This is a genomic window from Spirosoma luteum DSM 19990 (assembly GCF_000374065.1).
Taxonomy (GTDB): Bacteria; Bacteroidota; Bacteroidia; order Cytophagales; family Spirosomataceae; genus Spirosoma; species Spirosoma luteum.
Genome location: NZ_KB893285.1, coordinates 1 through 15057 on the forward strand (window position 1 = coordinate 1; position 15057 = coordinate 15057).

The following is a 15057-nucleotide window of genomic DNA, read 5'->3' on the forward strand; positions in this document are numbered from 1 at the left end:
CACGACTACGGATTCAAAGCACACTTACCCCGTGGCCGAGAATCATTTGAACCGCCAATTCAATCCGGTAAAACCGGGCCAGGCATGGGTTTCGGATCTGACGTATATTCGTACGGGTGAAGGGTGGCTCTACCTGACTATGATTATGGATTTGTATGACCGGAAAGTGATTGGCTGGGCTTTGAGTAAGTCAATGAAAGCCGCTGAAACAACCATTCCAGCTTGGCAGATGGCCATTAAAAATCGGCCTATTGAGCGGGCCTTAATCTTTCATCGCTCCGGCGCCCCGGTCTGATCGAGGAGTGCAGTATGCTTGTCATGCCTTTACGAAACTGCTAAAAAAACACCCACTGGTTGTACAAAGTATGACTGGGAAAGCTAACTGTTGGGATAATGCCGTGGCCGAAAGCTTTTTCAAAAACCTCAAGTCGGAGTTGGTGTATCAGCAGGATTTCCAGACGCAAGCCATGGCTAAGCAGGCTGTTTTTGAATATATTGAAGTCTGGTACAATCGTCAACGCAGGCATTCGGCGCTGGGCTATCTTTCCCCTTTTGACTATTATGACAGGCAACTTCAACATGTTGCTTAAAAATTTGTCCAGTATTGTGTTGCAAGTTCAGAATCAACGAACCTTCAGATCCACAACAGTTGCGACCGTAAGCTAGATTTTTAATCTAGCTTTCATGTTAAGTTAGGATTTCTTTACTCCTTTTTTAACCTTTGTAACAGTCACTCAGATTATACTGCTACTTACTCCCTGACGAGTCAACGCTGACGACCACCGATCAGCATCGCACGGCCCCACCACGTAGGCCAGGGAGTATCCTTTTCCTTCTCGTTTCCAGTGTCGCCCTTCGTTAGGACAGCATTGCCCTTTTTTACCTGTTCCGAATCGTTCGGCAGGCAAGTTCTCTCGTGTACGCTTTTCAATGAATACAATCCAAAAAAGGAATACTTCGCTATTCCGTCAACCTAGACACAGTAATTGGTTTAGTCAATTGGTCGTTCAGTCAACCACCACAAAACTGGTATGGAGCATTGGCGTATTGGCCTGGCTGCTGTCGGGTTGTAATCCGGATCAGATCAATAATGGGCCTGTGCCGGATATTCTGGTAACAGCTACGACGAGCGAAGCTATCCAGGCAGCCATTGATGCTGCTCCCCCTACGGGGGCGCACATTATTTTGCCTCCCGGTGATTACCAAGCCACAGCACGAGTCAATCTGACCAACAAGAATCGGATTACTATCGACGGCCAGGGAACGGCCAACTGGATCGGTAGCAGCACCGTGCCGAATCTGTTTGCCGTGCTGGGCACCTGTCAGACGATCCGGCTCACGGGCATCAACTTCTCCACAACAGCTGGACCAGGCTCCTACCAGTATGGACTGATCTGTACCTTCGAGCAAAGCTTCATTGATGGCTATGAGATTGACCACTGCCGGTTTACTGCCCCCAATGCGCCCATCAACCTGATTTACTTCCTGCCTTTTTCACCCCTTAACGAATCGGGTAACGGCCGGGGTGCCATGCAACGAAATATCAATATTCACCATTGCGTGGCCACAAATGGGGGACGGGCCTTTTGTGAAGTCAACTCCCACGTTCACGCCGATGGCCGCACCGAAGGCTTCTTCGAGCGGTTTCGATTCAGCCATAATACGGTAACTAATATGGGCACCCAGGACGCCAGTTTTGGCCCGGCTTTATCGATGAGCGGTATGGCAAGTCAGATTGTCGTGGACAGTAACCAGATCACCGATACCAAATATTGTGGCCTTGAATTTGTCAATAGTCAGCAGGTCTCCTCAACGGGTAATCGCATCCAGGGGACCCAAACCGTTTTTAGTGCCTATGCCTTCACCCGGGCCGGCACGGGTAAAAACACTGATATCGCGCTACGCGATAATAGTGGATCAGTGAAAGGACGGGCCTATATCCTGCATGATATCGAATCCTTTTCAGTTACGGGTGATGTCTTCACGGCGGAGCAAAAAGTTGAGTTGATCCGGGCCAGGAAGGGCACCCTGAATCAGCTTGCTCTAAGTGTCAGTAGTGATGCCAATGCCATGCTGCTGGTGGAGAGCCAAGACATATCTTTGACAAACAGCACATTGCGTATAACCCATGCTGTAAATGCGGCTAGCCTGATTGTCATTCCGGGCAGTAGCCGTGGCATTGTCGTTCGGGATAATAAACTGGCCCGCCCAGCGGGCGCCAGCGGCCTGTTTATTCAGAGTGAAGCTAGCAGCGGCAACACCATTGGCCCCAATGTTGAACAGCTACTGAACTAACCTGGCCACGAATAATAAAACACTACACATGAATATCCAGGTAAGTTTGACAAGCTATAGCTAGTGTTAATATAAACCTTTGGGTTCAGTTAAACGTCCAAATAAAATCAGGACAAAACAATGAAAGCATCGATTTACCGACCGGTCACTAAGGGACGCAGTAAGGCTAATTGTGCTTGCGCCTGATCAATCTGGCTTTGGTAGTCATCCAGGGATATACTTCCTCTTTCTAAACCCTTTGCGGTTTGCTCCAGCAGCATGATAGCTTCCTCTAAAGCGCGAATCGCGTTCCATACCGAATCTTCAACCGACTCCTGGATCCCACTCAGCAGCGTTTTTGCGGAAAAGCCATGACCCGTATGGCACCGATAGCGGGTCAGCGTGCCTTCTTCGATGCGTGCTAAAGTGCCATGGCATTCGGGACAGGTCAAACTCGAGAGTTCGCCTACGTTCATACCATCCATTTCCCCTGATTTATCACCTTCCATGATCTTCATTTCGGTGGCCATTCGAGTGACTTCCCCCTCCGAAAGAGTCAACCCTTGCTCAACGGATTCTTGCACCAACTCAGCCAGCAAGACGGGCAATTGAGCCAGGCGAACGCAATGATCAACCGCTACATGCTGACGGACACTTTCCGGCATACTCGGATAAAGCGCTTCCCCGGGGTCCTGAATAATGCTGATCCCTCCTAGTCGTTTGATGGACCACATGCCGGAGGTTCCGTCGTCGAGCATGCCGGTTAACACCACGCCAATCACCCGGGGGCCATACGTATAGGCTGCTGAGCGAAATAAGGCATCAATAGAGGGCCGGAACCGGTTTTCTTTGGGACCTTTTCTGACCAGTACCCGGCCGGGCTCTAGCAGCAGATGACGATCCGGTGGGGCGATATAAATGTGTCCGCTCTGAATGGAGGTACCGTCCTCGGGGTGATCGGCAGGCAATTGTCCAGCTTGGCTCAAAATCTGGGGTAAGTAACTGGGCTCCGTCGCACTTTTATGGAGCACCACAAAGATCGAAGCCGGAAAACTGGCTGGTAGTGCCATTACCAGCTCTTTGAGGGCATATACACCGCCAGCCGATGCACCAATGACAATAATATCCCGCTTAGCCATGTAGTCCGTTTACGTTCCTATCCATTTCGATCGCCATGCGGCTTGTTTAGCCTGTTCAACTACGGAAGGCTCGTTTTTGATTGACGCGCAGGTCGCTTAATGAGGCAAGGGTCCATTGGGGGTTTAGCTCTGGGGCGGGAGCCGCTCGAGAAGCAAGCCCGTCAGGGTGTCAAAATGGACCGGTTTGACCAGGTGCCAATCGAAGCCAGCTTCGTAACTCCGTTGCTGGTCGGTCTCACTACTATAGCCCGACACAGCGATTAGCAGCATCCGCTCCCCCCAGGGCTGGGCGCGAATCAGGCGGCAGACGGCATACCCATCCAGACCCGGCATGGCCAGGTCAAGCAGCACCCCCACCGGGCGCAACTGCTCGGCGGCTTCCAGACCCGCCTGACCGTCATTACACGTGTGGACAGTGTAGCCGGATAGTTCCAGGAGCCGACCCAGCAGCAGGGTAGCGTCCCGGTTATCATCGACGATTAAAATCAGTGGCTTGTCGGCATAAGTAGGCATAAACGATAGGCGCTAGTATGAAATTAAGATTAGTCCACCAGGGGCAGATAAACAATAAATTCGCTCCCCTGACCAAGGCCCGGGCTATACGCTTCTACCCGGCCGCCATGTAAGGTGACCAGGTATTGGACCAGGGTGAGCCCCAGACCCAGCCCACCCTGCGAGCGGGCGTGGGAGCTATTTACCTGGGCGAACAGGCTAAAAATGCGCACCAGCTCGCCTTCCGCCAGGCCGATTCCCGCATCGACGATCCGCAGACGGGCCTGCTGGCCAGCCCGATCTAAAAACAGGCCGATTACGCTCCCGGCCGGGCTAAATTTGATCGCATTGCCTACCAGGTTGCGCAGCACCTGGATCAGCCGGACCGCATCGCCCTCGACGTAAAGCGGACTCTCCGGCCACTCCACCCGCAGTTGCTGCCCAGCCCCTTCCATCAGGGGACGGACGGCTTGCTGCACCTGGTCCACTAGTGGAGCCAGTTCCAGCCGCTGGCGCTGAAGCTCAATATGGTTCAGATTGATCCGGCTGACGTCCAGCAAATCATCCACCATCCGCACCAGGTACGATACTTCCCGGCTCATCATGGGCAGGATGGCCTCCAGGGGCAGGCCCGCATCCGTGCCCCCCGTGGTTTCCAGCAGCGTCAGCGCATTCGACAGGGTGGCCATGGGATTGCGTAGTTCATGGGCCAATAGGGCTAGAAATTCATCCTTCCGCTGATCGGACGCTTTGAGGGCTTCTTCAGCCTGTTTGCGGGATGTAATGTCGCTGGCAGCCCCGAACCACTCGGTAATCGTTCCCCGTTCGTCCAGCAGCGGAATGGCCCGCAGAAAGGTCCAGCCAATAGTCCCATCCCGCAGAATAATGCGGTGTTCCAACTCCAGGGGGGTTTTCTGCGCCAGGGCCGCTTGTAGCGTGGTCTGCACGCTGGCCTGATCGGCTGGGGGGATGTACTGCTCCAGCCAGGAGCGAGAGGGCTGCTGGGTGTCGGCCAGAAAGTCCAGGCCCTGCAACGAATACATAATTGTCCAGTCCGGGCTCATCTTAAATAAGGAATCGGAACTGGTCATCACAAAGAGCCGGAACTGCTCCTCATTTTTTAACAGGTTTGCTTCAGCCGCTTTGCGCTGGGTGATGTCGACAAAGGTGAGTACCAGGCCATTGATCCGATCATCCCCCGTTCGGTAGGGTAATATCCGCAAAATGAAGGCCCTTCCCTCGGTGGTAGACACTTCCCGCTCCAGGGGTTGCAGGCTGGACAGCACCAGCTGCGCATCGTCAGCCAGTTGATGATAGTCCAGCCGGTGGGTGATGTCGGTCAGGGGCCGACCATAATCCGAGGCAATCAGGTTAAACAGCTCCCGGGCAATGGGGGTGAACAGGTTCACCCGCAGGCTCCGATCCAAAAACAGGGTCGCAATGTTGGTCGAATTCATCAGGTTGCGCAGGTTATCGCTCGACAGGGAGACTTCCTCTATCTTGACCTTTAGTTCCTGGTTGACCGTCGTCAGCTCCTCATTGATCGACTGCAATTCTTCCTTGCTGGTTTCTAACTCTTCGGCCGCCGAGCGCAGCTCCTCGTTCATAGCCTGCAACTCTTCGTTGGAGGCTTTGAGCGTTTCGGCCTGTGTTCATGTTGCTCATGGGTGGTGCGGAGCTGGTTCTTGACCCGAATCAGCTCCGCTTCCAGTTGCCGGGCGATGGGTTCGGTCGGGTCAGGTACCCGGGTGGCTTCGGTGGGTGCACCCGTGGGCGTGGCGTCAAAAAGGACCAGGAAATATCCCCGGGCCGAATCGCCTTCCCCCAGTACCGGGCGCACGTGGATACTCAGCGTCTGGAGGCCCTCTTCCAGGGGCAGCGTCAGGTTACGAACCTCCACCGGGGCCTGGCGTTGGACGGCCTGGTAGAACGCCGTCGCAGCTCTAAGCGCAGCTCGGGACGGATCAGTTTGAGCAGATTCCGGCTGGGTTCACCCCCCGAAAAGTGGAGGTAACGGCCCGCCCGGTCGGTAAAATGCAGGATGTCGTACTCCTCATTGACCACCACCGAGGGGGGCGCATACTGCTCCAGTAAACGCTGGTGTAAATCCCCGTAATTCATCCGGTTCGGGGCCTGTCCCTCCACCGTAGCGGGGGCGGGGCTCGTCGGTTTACGTTCCATCAGCAGCGAGGGACCCAGTTCGGGTACGGGATAGCGTCGACTGGGTACCAGGCGGCTCTGGTAGAGATGGTGTTCCCGACTCTCGGGCGCATACAAATCCTTGGTGCTGTCGACCGTCTCGGAGAGTCCCAGCAGCAGGTAGCTGCCCGGATGGAGGGCAAAGTGAAACGTTTCCAGAACCCGCTCCTGGGCCGTCTGGTTGAAGTAGATCAGCAGGTTGCGACAACTGACCAGATCCAGCCGGGAGAAGGGCGGATCTTTGAGCACATTGTGTTGGGCAAATAAGACCATCTCCCGAATTTCGCGGCTGATGCGGTACTGCTCGCCCTCGGGGCTGAAATACCGGCGTAATTGCTGGGGCGATACATCGGCCGCATCGTTGAGGGTATACAGGCCCTCGCGGGCCGTCGTCAGGGCATCCTCATCCAGATCAGTGGCAAAAATCTGCACCTTGGGCGCGTCGACCACCCCCAGTGTCCGTTCGGCGCAGAGCATGGCCAGCGAGTAGGCTTCTTCCCCGGTGGCACAACCCGCTACCCAGATGCGCAGGGTGTCCTGGGCCGTTTTTTTTTCCAGCAGCCGGGGCAGTACCTGCGTTTCCAGGTAGGTGAAGACGGCCGGATCGCGAAAGAAGTTGGTCACCGAAATGAGCAGGTCTTTGAGCAGGGCCTCGGTTTCCTGGGGGTTCTCCTGCAAATAGGCACTGTAGGCGGGCAGGTCCGGCAGGCCCCGGACATTGATCCGGCGCTCAATGCGCCGAAGCAGGGTAGGCCGCTTGTAATTGGAAAAGTCGTGGCCGGTGCGCAGGCGCAACTGGGCAAAGACCTCCCTGAGGGCCTGCTGCTGCTGCTGGGGCCGCTCGTCGGCTTCCAGGGGAATGCTGACAGTGCCCAATCCCTGGCAATAGGTCAGGAGTTTGGCGGGTATATCAGCCACGGCCAGCACCTCATCGACCAGGTCGGTGGCGATGGCCTGGCGGGGCATTTCGGCAAAAGCCGCCTGCTGGGGACTCTGCACAAAGACGGCTCCACCCCGCTCTTTAATTCGTTTGAGGCCCATCGACCCGTTAGCCCCCGTTCCCGATAGTACCACGCCAATGGCCCGGCTCTGATGGGATTCGGCCAGAGTCCGAAAGAAAATATCGACCGGTGCCCGGCGTTCTTCCTGGGTTAGGGTGGGTAAAACGGTCAGGCTGCCATCCTGCATCTGAAGATGCTGGTTGGGGGGTACGACGTAGACCTGATCGGCCAGTAGTTTGGTGGTTTGCCTCACCTGGGTGACCGGGAGTGAGGTCACATTCTGGAGGATCTGGGCCAGCTGGCTATCGAAGTCGGGTGATAAGTGCAGGATGACAATGAAGGCCATGCCCGACTGAGCGGGTACCTGTTCAAAGAAGGCCATCAGGGCCTCTACGCCCCCCGCCGAGGCACCAATGCCCACCACGAAGGGCTTAGTGGGGGTGGAAGCGATAGCGGTAAGCGAAGTTGCTGATTGTTTACTCACAAGTGGGTATGGGGTTAGAGAGCGAAGCGGATGGCAAGGATCGCTCGTCGAATAGGTAGTCTAGGTCTGTTTTCAGGGTTCCTGGCTAGCTGTACGGTAGTCGCTTCAGGCGGATTGTGTGGCTAAGATAAGCGAATCGTAGGCGACAAACTACGCTTCTGCCAACCTATTTTCGTCGCGAAGACCTGATTGGTTCACTCGGTAACCGGTTTATTGGGGTAGCTTTTTTGTCGCACCCGTGTCTGTAGGGTAGCCTAAGCGGTAACAGCAGACTACGTGTTGCATTTCATGCCTTACTGGCCTTTGTTTCTTCAGAAGAAACAAAGGCCAGTAAGGCATGAGCTAACCGGATTGGCGACAAAATATGAGTCGGATGATCCTTTAGAATGGCTGACTGAGGCATACTGGTAAATTCAGCCGTTTTCGGGTCCTGTACCATGACCATTCCCTGTTCATTATGAATCGCAATCGCGCCTAAGGTTCCGTCGGAGCCCGCTCCGGAAAGAACAATGCCGATCGCATACCCTTTTTCGCCATGCGCTAAGGATTTAAAGAAAATATCGACGGCCCAATTACTGCGATCCAGAACGGGTCTATCCTGCAAGTGTAAATACCCGTTTTCAATGGTCATCATCTTGTTGATGGGTAACATGTAAATGCAGTCGGGCTTTACTTCCTGCCCCTCTGTGGCCCACCCAACGGGCAGGTTTGTGTGTTGGGCTAAGAGTTCGTCGGCTATACTGACGTAGTCCCGGTTTAAATGGGGGATCACAATAAAGGCGATCCCCGAGTCAGGAGGTATTTGAGAGAAGAACTCGTGCAGCGGTTCCATTCCCCCAGCCGATACGCCAATGGCTACCATATAGAACTTAGTTTGGGGAAGCATCAGCGGAATGGGGTTATCGAATCAGGGTCAGGTAAAGCTGGCAAAAACGCCAGACCCGTTCATGAGCCATCAAGTTTGGGTAAATATAGGTTTTTCTCCCTTGGTAAGGAGGATTATGGTTGAAATACCGGTGAGGGAAGCGCACAAAAAAAGCCATAGCTACTTTTGCTATGGCTTTTTCTAATCATCTGATAGCGTACTTTATAATCAAAAAGCTTCTATTTGAGACAGCGATTTAAAGCTATTGACTAAGGGTCCCATTCCGGCATGCGGTCAAATCAGGCCGAAATGGCCTGTCAGCTGATGTCGGAATCAACCGGTTAACCCCACCGAATTTTCCAGGGGTAACCCACTATACCAGTTGCCTGAGCGATGGCACAGATGCAATGACTTTTCTTTTGTTTTTGGAACGTATCGCTACACCCATTAGTTGAGCCAGGGTTGACTGGAGGCTCAGTGGCTTGTCGGCATTTGGGCCGTGTCATGCCCGTTCATGACTGCTACCCCCAGTCTTTTTAGCGAGCTCCAAACCCAGTGCTACTGGGCAACGGGTGGACCAACAAGCGACACCAGAATTTCCTCAATCGAGCCAGGCAGGTAATACCCCTGCTTTTTCAAGTATGCCGTCAACGCCTGGGAATCTTCTATGGGTTCTTCGTAGAGGCCCCTACCCGCGGGGGATCGAAAAAAAAACAGTTCGGGTTTGTGGTAATCAATTAAAAATGAACCATAACTGATGACCGAGTCTTTTCGATTCAATCGGTAATTAAAACCGGGCTGGTAGCCCACCAGGGCAGCACAGGTGAGGATTTCCTCTTCGGTTAGCAGCCGAATGTGCTTTAAGGTCAGCTTCACGCTGACCAGACAATGAGCCCGGTTGTAGACCTGCATTTGACCGACGGTATCTTCATTGATTATGCCCTTCTCCACCCTAACCGCCCCCGCTGCCGGATCAACGCATTCAACGTGGTAAGGGACGCCCTGGTAAGCCGCTATCTGATGCAGCTCGTGCTCGGTTAACTCAATCGGTCTATTTTCCACCAGCATAGGGGTTGATTGTCGCTAGCTTATGTTTGCGGACCAGTCTCACACTCACAGGTAGCCAGTGTGAGACCGTATTGTGCTCATGCATCCCGTAAAGGTTAACGGCTCAGATAGGCCTGCTACTGAGCTGCAGGCTGACAAGTGAGGTAGCGGGCTCATCCCACTATCAGCTCCTGTATTAACCCAGCCGGAGCGTGGCCGAGCGGTATTGTTGGTTAATGATCCGAGATCGCTACTGAATCGCTTTTCGGCTGTAAATCGACACGCATGTTGGCGGCAATGATCCAACCCGATAAGCCCACGGAAGCCGATAACACAAATAGCTCGTGATGACCCTGGCGAACAAGCCGAATGTATGCTTCATCAATGTCCTGATCAAGTATAACGACCTCCGTCAACGAGCGGTCGTCATACGCATCAATGGAACAAAGGATATTCTTCACGCCAAATGAGCAAAGCTCCCACCAGCCAACTTCCTCAAAAATAATCTGACACGTTCCGCCGGTCGAAAGGCAGGCTTTCATGATGAGCACGTTGCTTTCTTTCTGATGGTCGATACCGGTTAGTTCAGCATCGACTAAACTAGACTCGTTCATACTGGATTGGCTTAGTTTCATTGGTCAAGAGCGTAGGAAACAAGTAAACGAGTACGATTTCCATCTCTGTTTTAAACTACCGTTTGATCGGCTGAAAACTGGTTAGAAAACAGGCTTAACTTCTGCCAAGTCAGCCCTTGTGAGGGGCACTGGCCAACCGCTTTTCAGCTTGCCTGGGGCCCACCATCCCGGCTGCTGGCTACCTAGCGGTGTATCTCCGATTGCAATCGGGTGACTACGACCGTTCGCGCTGGTGGTGGCCACCGACCGAACCTATTCACAAACCACCAGGAGAAACGCTGGGTTATGAGGTATTAGGTCCGAGATTCCATAGCTGCTGTAGACGATTTGTAAACAGCTGCCAATGGGGAAATTGCGTTGGCTTGGCCAGAAAAGTGGCCCCCTGTTCGAGCGCTGCCTGCTCATCCGTCGGATCGGTAGACGAACTCATCATGATGACCGGCAGGTGAGAAAGCCCGGATGCAGGACTTTTAAGCACGTGTAGCAGGTGAAAGCCGTCCTCCCGGCGGGGTAGGTATAGATTAGACAACACCAGCCGGGGCAGGGGTTGTTGCCCGGCCAGACAGGTCTGAAGGTGGCTTAAGGCCGGGATCACCTGGCTGATTCGAACCAGTGGCACGCCCGGCAATAAGCGTCGTAAGTGTGCCTGAAGAATGGTCCACAGATCATCCTGATCTTCGACGACTAGTAGCCAGTCCATGGGTTTGGTAGAGCTCATACGCTAGGGGCTAAAGCTTGATTCCGTTTGCTCCTAACCCGTTTAAATAGGTGGGTAGCCAGACTGCCACCCGTAAGTGAGGCAATGGAACCGTTAGAGCAGTCGCATCGATTCGGCTACGCGCCCCACCTGCGGGGTAAATAGTACTGCCGGTAAACCAAAATCCTGCGGATTAGCCCGATACTCAGGCTGCGGGAGCGGGCTTGTTCCCGTAACGATACCAGTATGACCAGCCTTTAAGTGGTTATGCTGCCTCCAGCGACCAGAGCCACGAGTTCTATACTAAATAGAAACAGTACGTGTCTCAGCGTATAGGTTTGGGCAGGGGCGGACTGCTAACCCTGGAGTTAAGTAAACCGGCGGGGACGGTTAGTGCGCCGGTTTGCGGATCAATCAGTCCGTTCCGTTCTTCTTCAATGTTGGTCGCCTGCGTGTAGATATCGCCGGCAATGGTATCCTGTCTTAGTTCACACTTGAAGAGTCGGATACGCTCGGCCCGGTCTGCAGCTTCCGCAGGTCCACCATAGTCAGCAAAACCAAATCCGCCCCATTCACTCACCACTAAAGGCACCTGACGCCGGTAAAAAAATGGGTCGCCGACAACGAGTGGGAAGGCGGCTACGTTCGTCAATTCACCCTGGTCCAATTGCTTGATAAGTTCACGCCATCGGGCCAGGTCCGGCGTATACAAATGGGCGGTCAGCAGGTCCGATTTCAGACGCCCTTCAAAGGAAATATGGTGCCAGCCATCGTTATCGACCACCAGAAATTGCGGATAAGCGATCTGCATATAATGATAGGTGTCTATAATGTACTGCCGGGTCTCGGGATTGGTTGCAATGTCCTGGGCACCCCAGTCTTCGTTATAAAGGCTCCAGATCACAACCGACGGATGCGTACTGATCAGCGACACCATACGCAGCAGTTCAGCTTGATGATTTCGGCGGCTTTGCGCCGTTGAGCGATGCGGGCTGGGCACCTCTACCCAGAGCATAAGGCCCAGTTTGTCAGCCAGGTTGTAGATGCGTGGATCGACTCCGGCAATGTGAACCCGTACCAGATTACACCCCAACTCTTTCATGGCCTGCATGTGGCGCTGCATTTCTTCATACGTAGCCCTGCCTGGCTGATATAGAATCCCATCGAGATAGACAGGCTCGTTATTAAGGTAAATATAACGACCCCGGGCTTCGATTTTTCGCATACCAAACTGCGTTTCAATCTGGGCGGCATACCCCTCCGAGTCGATAAGCTGGGCAATGAGTTTGTATTGCACGGGTGAATCAGGCGACCACAGTTGGGCACTGTCCATATCCAGTACGACGCGTTGCTGCTTTTGCCCGGCTTCTAAACACAGGGGATAATCGGAAGTTGCCAGCGGTTCGTTGCCATGCAGATCAAAGGCCTCAAGCCGCAACGTAAAGTTGCCGGGATCGTGAATGCGGGTCGTCACGCTGAACCGGACCAGCCGGTCTTCGACAACACTCACCACGCCCACGCGCGAACGCAGCCGGTTTCGTTCGACCGTTTCGAGCCAAACGCTACGTACGGCTCCCGTATTGGTCTGATACCAGATGCCACCCCGTTTGTATACATGGGATTCCTGTTTGCCACGGGTAATTTCGGCATTCATGGTGTTGGCAATCCGGACGGTAAGCCGGTTGTGGGTCTGAAGAAACGCTTCGGGTAATTCATAGGAAAAAGAGGTGTACTCGCCCAGATGAACGGCTTCATCCTCAGTCGTACGGAGCGGATGACCATTCAGCCAAACACGGGTTTCATAGCCACAAGCCCCAAACGTAAGCTGGATCATGGAACGGACAGACGGTTCACTACGGTCAGGAGGCACAAATTCCCGCTCGTACCAGGCGATCACCTGATCTTGCCAACCAGCGGGTGAGGACTGTTTACCGACTTGCGCCATATGCGTTTCAATGGAGCCGGGCCACTGGGCTGTATCCTCAAATGAATGGCTTACGTACCATCGTTCAAGCAACCCTTTATCCTCAGGATCTAGCGTAAAGCGCCATTCACCATCAAGCAACAAATAGGTATTTGGCCGAAGAACAGCCCGTGGAAGTTCGTTCACCGGCTCGGCAGCGATGGTGCGGCCGGGTTGGCTGGCTGAAAAGCTGGTATTAGGGCGCTTGGTTTCCATGCGACTGAAATGGAAGAAGAAAACACACGGTCTTTCTGTTGAATCCAGGAGCGTCTGTCACTCAGTAGGCCTGTTTTTCAGGCGCATACGTTAACTGCCCGATCAGGAGTCGGTGCATCTGCTGCCAAGTATGATCCCAGGATTGCTCCTGTAGAAAAGCATCAAGGGCCGTGCGGTCTGATTTGTGGGCATACCGGATTAGCCGGGCAAGCGCTTTTTCAAGGCCTGCTGCTGAATCCGCAATGGCGACCTGATCCCAGCCACCGTAGGTGCGTACCACATCCCGAATCGGCGTTGACAGGACGGGTAAACCAGCGGCCAGATACTCGGGCGTCTTTGTGGGGCTAATATACCGGGTAGCTTCATTGATGGCAAACGGCATTAAGGCGGCATCCCAATTGCTAAAATAGGCGGGCAGATCGGCGTAGTCCTTCAGGCCCAGATAGTGTACATTCGGCCCTTGCGGCAGCGTAGTGGGATCAATCTTGACCACGGGCCCCAGCAGGATAAACTGCCAGTCTGGCAATTGCCCGGCCAGTTCACGAAGTAAATCCAGATCCAGCCGTTCGTCGATGACCCCACTGTAACCAATGCGGGGTCCGGTCAGGTGCCGTTGATCGGCGGGATCGGGTAGACCCTGACGAGCTTGCGCAAAATGCGGATACTCAATACAGCTGGGGAAAGCAAACACCTGTTCATGGCGTAACTGTTTAGCCTCGTATAAACTGTATCCGCCGGTGAAGACAACCTGCGCCCGGCTTAGTAGATTCTTTTCCTGCTGAAGTAATAAAGGCGAGGCACCCTTGAAGGCCGATAGCTCATCCATACAATCGTAAAGAGTCAATCGTGGCCGGAGGTGATCGGTGAACAGCATCGCCATAGGCGTATAATACCAGGCCATGAAATCGGTGATGCCTTTTTGTTCGAGCAGTTGATTCACCAGTTGCCGTTGCAGACGAACCGCCGTTTCAGGATCTATGCCTTCGGGTAGATGTGGCACCACGACCTGAATCTGATCGGTAACCGGGCGAATGTCTAACCGGAGCGTAGGCCCCCAGATAGGCTCTTCGATAAACCAGACTGGCCATTGTTCACTCGCCCGACTCAGTACGTGTTGCGGTCGCTGGTACACAAAATTCCAGCGTAGATGCGAAAAACAAACTACGGCTTGAATGGGTATGTCGCGAACCAGCGGGTTCTGAGCGGAGAAACACTGTTTTTTTGACTTTGGGAACGCTTCGTGGAAACTGTATCCAGTATAGACTGGGTTGATGTAAGCGCTGATGATGTACTTTTCTGACTATCAATAATATCCATTTGCTGAAGTTTACCCCCCAATTTGTCGCAGGGAATTGGGAAAGGTTTCAAGAAAACCTCACAAAGAAGCCACCGGTTATTTATGACGCGAACGAATGAGGAAATGGAACCCGACGCGGTGATGAACAGATCTTGAGCCTGTGCCAAAAGTTTCCCTTTACCTCACTATCGCTAAGTCTTTCCAACCGCCAAAGCGGGCGGGCGGTTAGCCAGGTAAATGGTAAAGGCATGGAAAGTAAAGCAAAACGGGCCGGGCATCCGGCCCACCCGATTCTGATCGTTTTTCCGTTTGGTCTGCTGGCTAGCTCCGTCATCTTCAACGGGGTGTATCTGCCAAACGACAACCCGGATATGGTTCTGGTCACGGTGCAGATAACGGGTGGTTCACCAGCCAGTTAATCTGTACAAAACGTATTTGAATATATCTCAACTCATTAACTAATAGAGTATTATGAAACCGATTCCAACCAACGTTCACGGTCTGCTGGATTACACGACCGGAGCGCTATTCATAGCCTCACCCTGGCTGCTGGGTTTTGCCGACGATAAGGCGGCTCGCTCGGTGGCCATCGGCACGGGTGCTGCCGTATTGGGCTTATCGNNCTTTACGGATTACGAAGCNGGCTTGTCGAAACAAATTCCGATGGCTACTCACCTCAGAGCCGATACGCTGAGTGGTGTGCTGGTAGCTGCTTCGCCCTGGTTGCTGGGCTTTGCCAAACGCATCA

General features: G+C 53.6%; 16 protein-coding genes. 5 read left to right on the forward strand and 11 right to left on the reverse strand.

What is annotated here, in order from left to right; genetic code table 11:
- The 3 genes from B156_RS0123215 to B156_RS0123225 all read left to right on the forward strand — a co-directional run.
- Positions 1 to 295: DDE-type integrase/transposase/recombinase (locus B156_RS0123215; RefSeq protein WP_018622192.1), on the forward strand; the 295-nt coding region annotated here is incomplete at its 5' end.
- Between the two features lie 70 nt (positions 296 to 365).
- The gene (locus B156_RS0123220) at positions 366 to 590 is read left to right on the forward strand and encodes an IS3 family transposase (protein ID WP_018622193.1); all 225 of its coding nucleotides are present in this window, start codon (positions 366 to 368) and stop codon (positions 588 to 590) included.
- Positions 591 to 999: 409 nt separating this feature from the next.
- Positions 1000 to 2295: a hypothetical protein gene (locus B156_RS0123225; protein ID WP_018622194.1), complete on the forward strand. Its 1296-nt coding sequence runs from the start codon at positions 1000 to 1002 to the stop codon at positions 2293 to 2295.
- A gap of 134 nt (positions 2296 to 2429) precedes the next feature.
- On the opposite strand, the gene B156_RS0123230 is transcribed toward B156_RS0123225, so the two are convergent.
- The 11 genes from B156_RS0123230 to B156_RS0123265 form a co-directional block, all read right to left on the reverse strand.
- Positions 2430 to 3413, reverse strand: a complete 984-nt coding sequence (locus B156_RS0123230) for a chemotaxis protein CheB (RefSeq protein ID WP_018622195.1) — start codon at positions 3411 to 3413, stop codon at positions 2430 to 2432.
- Positions 3414 to 3536: 123 nt separating this feature from the next.
- Positions 3537 to 3926, reverse strand: a complete 390-nt coding sequence (locus tag B156_RS30515; RefSeq protein ID WP_018622196.1) for a response regulator — start codon at positions 3924 to 3926, stop codon at positions 3537 to 3539.
- A gap of 29 nt (positions 3927 to 3955) precedes the next feature.
- Positions 3956 to 5512: a PAS domain-containing protein gene (locus B156_RS32000; RefSeq protein ID WP_052635788.1), complete on the reverse strand. Its 1557-nt coding sequence runs from the start codon at positions 5510 to 5512 to the stop codon at positions 3956 to 3958.
- A complete protein-coding gene (locus tag B156_RS32005) occupies positions 5509 to 5805 on the reverse strand; it encodes a hypothetical protein (RefSeq protein ID WP_018622197.1) in 297 nt (98 codons plus the stop codon). The genes B156_RS32000 and B156_RS32005 overlap by 4 nt, the downstream gene beginning before the upstream one ends.
- On the reverse strand, positions 5787 to 7589 hold the full coding sequence (locus B156_RS30530; protein WP_211211249.1) for a CheR family methyltransferase: 1803 nt from the start codon (positions 7587 to 7589) through the stop codon (positions 5787 to 5789). Before B156_RS30530 ends, B156_RS32005 begins: the two co-directional genes overlap by 19 nt.
- Before the next feature lie 286 nt (positions 7590 to 7875).
- A complete protein-coding gene (locus B156_RS0123240) occupies positions 7876 to 8475 on the reverse strand; it encodes a chemotaxis protein CheB (RefSeq protein ID WP_018622198.1) in 600 nt (199 codons plus the stop codon).
- Between the two features lie 537 nt (positions 8476 to 9012).
- Complete coding sequence (locus tag B156_RS0123245) at positions 9013 to 9516, reverse strand: hypothetical protein (RefSeq protein ID WP_157627154.1); 504 nt, start codon at positions 9514 to 9516, stop codon at positions 9013 to 9015.
- 218 nt (positions 9517 to 9734) lie between these two features.
- Positions 9735 to 10136, reverse strand: a complete 402-nt coding sequence (locus tag B156_RS0123250) for a hypothetical protein (protein ID WP_018622200.1) — start codon at positions 10134 to 10136, stop codon at positions 9735 to 9737.
- A gap of 283 nt (positions 10137 to 10419) precedes the next feature.
- Positions 10420 to 10854, reverse strand: coding sequence for a response regulator (locus tag B156_RS0123255; protein WP_018622201.1), 435 nt, complete (start codon positions 10852 to 10854; stop codon positions 10420 to 10422).
- Between the two features lie 304 nt (positions 10855 to 11158).
- Positions 11159 to 13012 (reverse strand): glycoside hydrolase family 2 protein, encoded by a 1854-nt coding sequence (locus tag B156_RS0123260; RefSeq protein WP_018622202.1) that lies wholly within the window; start codon positions 13010 to 13012, stop codon positions 11159 to 11161.
- 61 nt (positions 13013 to 13073) lie between these two features.
- Positions 13074 to 14144, reverse strand: coding sequence for a glycosyltransferase family protein (locus tag B156_RS0123265; RefSeq protein WP_018622203.1), 1071 nt, complete (start codon positions 14142 to 14144; stop codon positions 13074 to 13076).
- 317 nt (positions 14145 to 14461) lie between these two features.
- On the opposite strand from B156_RS0123265, the gene B156_RS31570 reads away from it, so the two are divergent.
- Entirely contained in the window at positions 14462 to 14728 is a 267-nt protein-coding gene (locus B156_RS31570; protein ID WP_157627155.1) for a DUF2231 domain-containing protein, read from the forward strand.
- Between the two features lie 52 nt (positions 14729 to 14780).
- On the forward strand, positions 14781 to 15057 hold a 277-nt coding region (locus B156_RS0123275), incomplete at its 3' end, for an SPW repeat domain-containing protein (protein WP_018622205.1).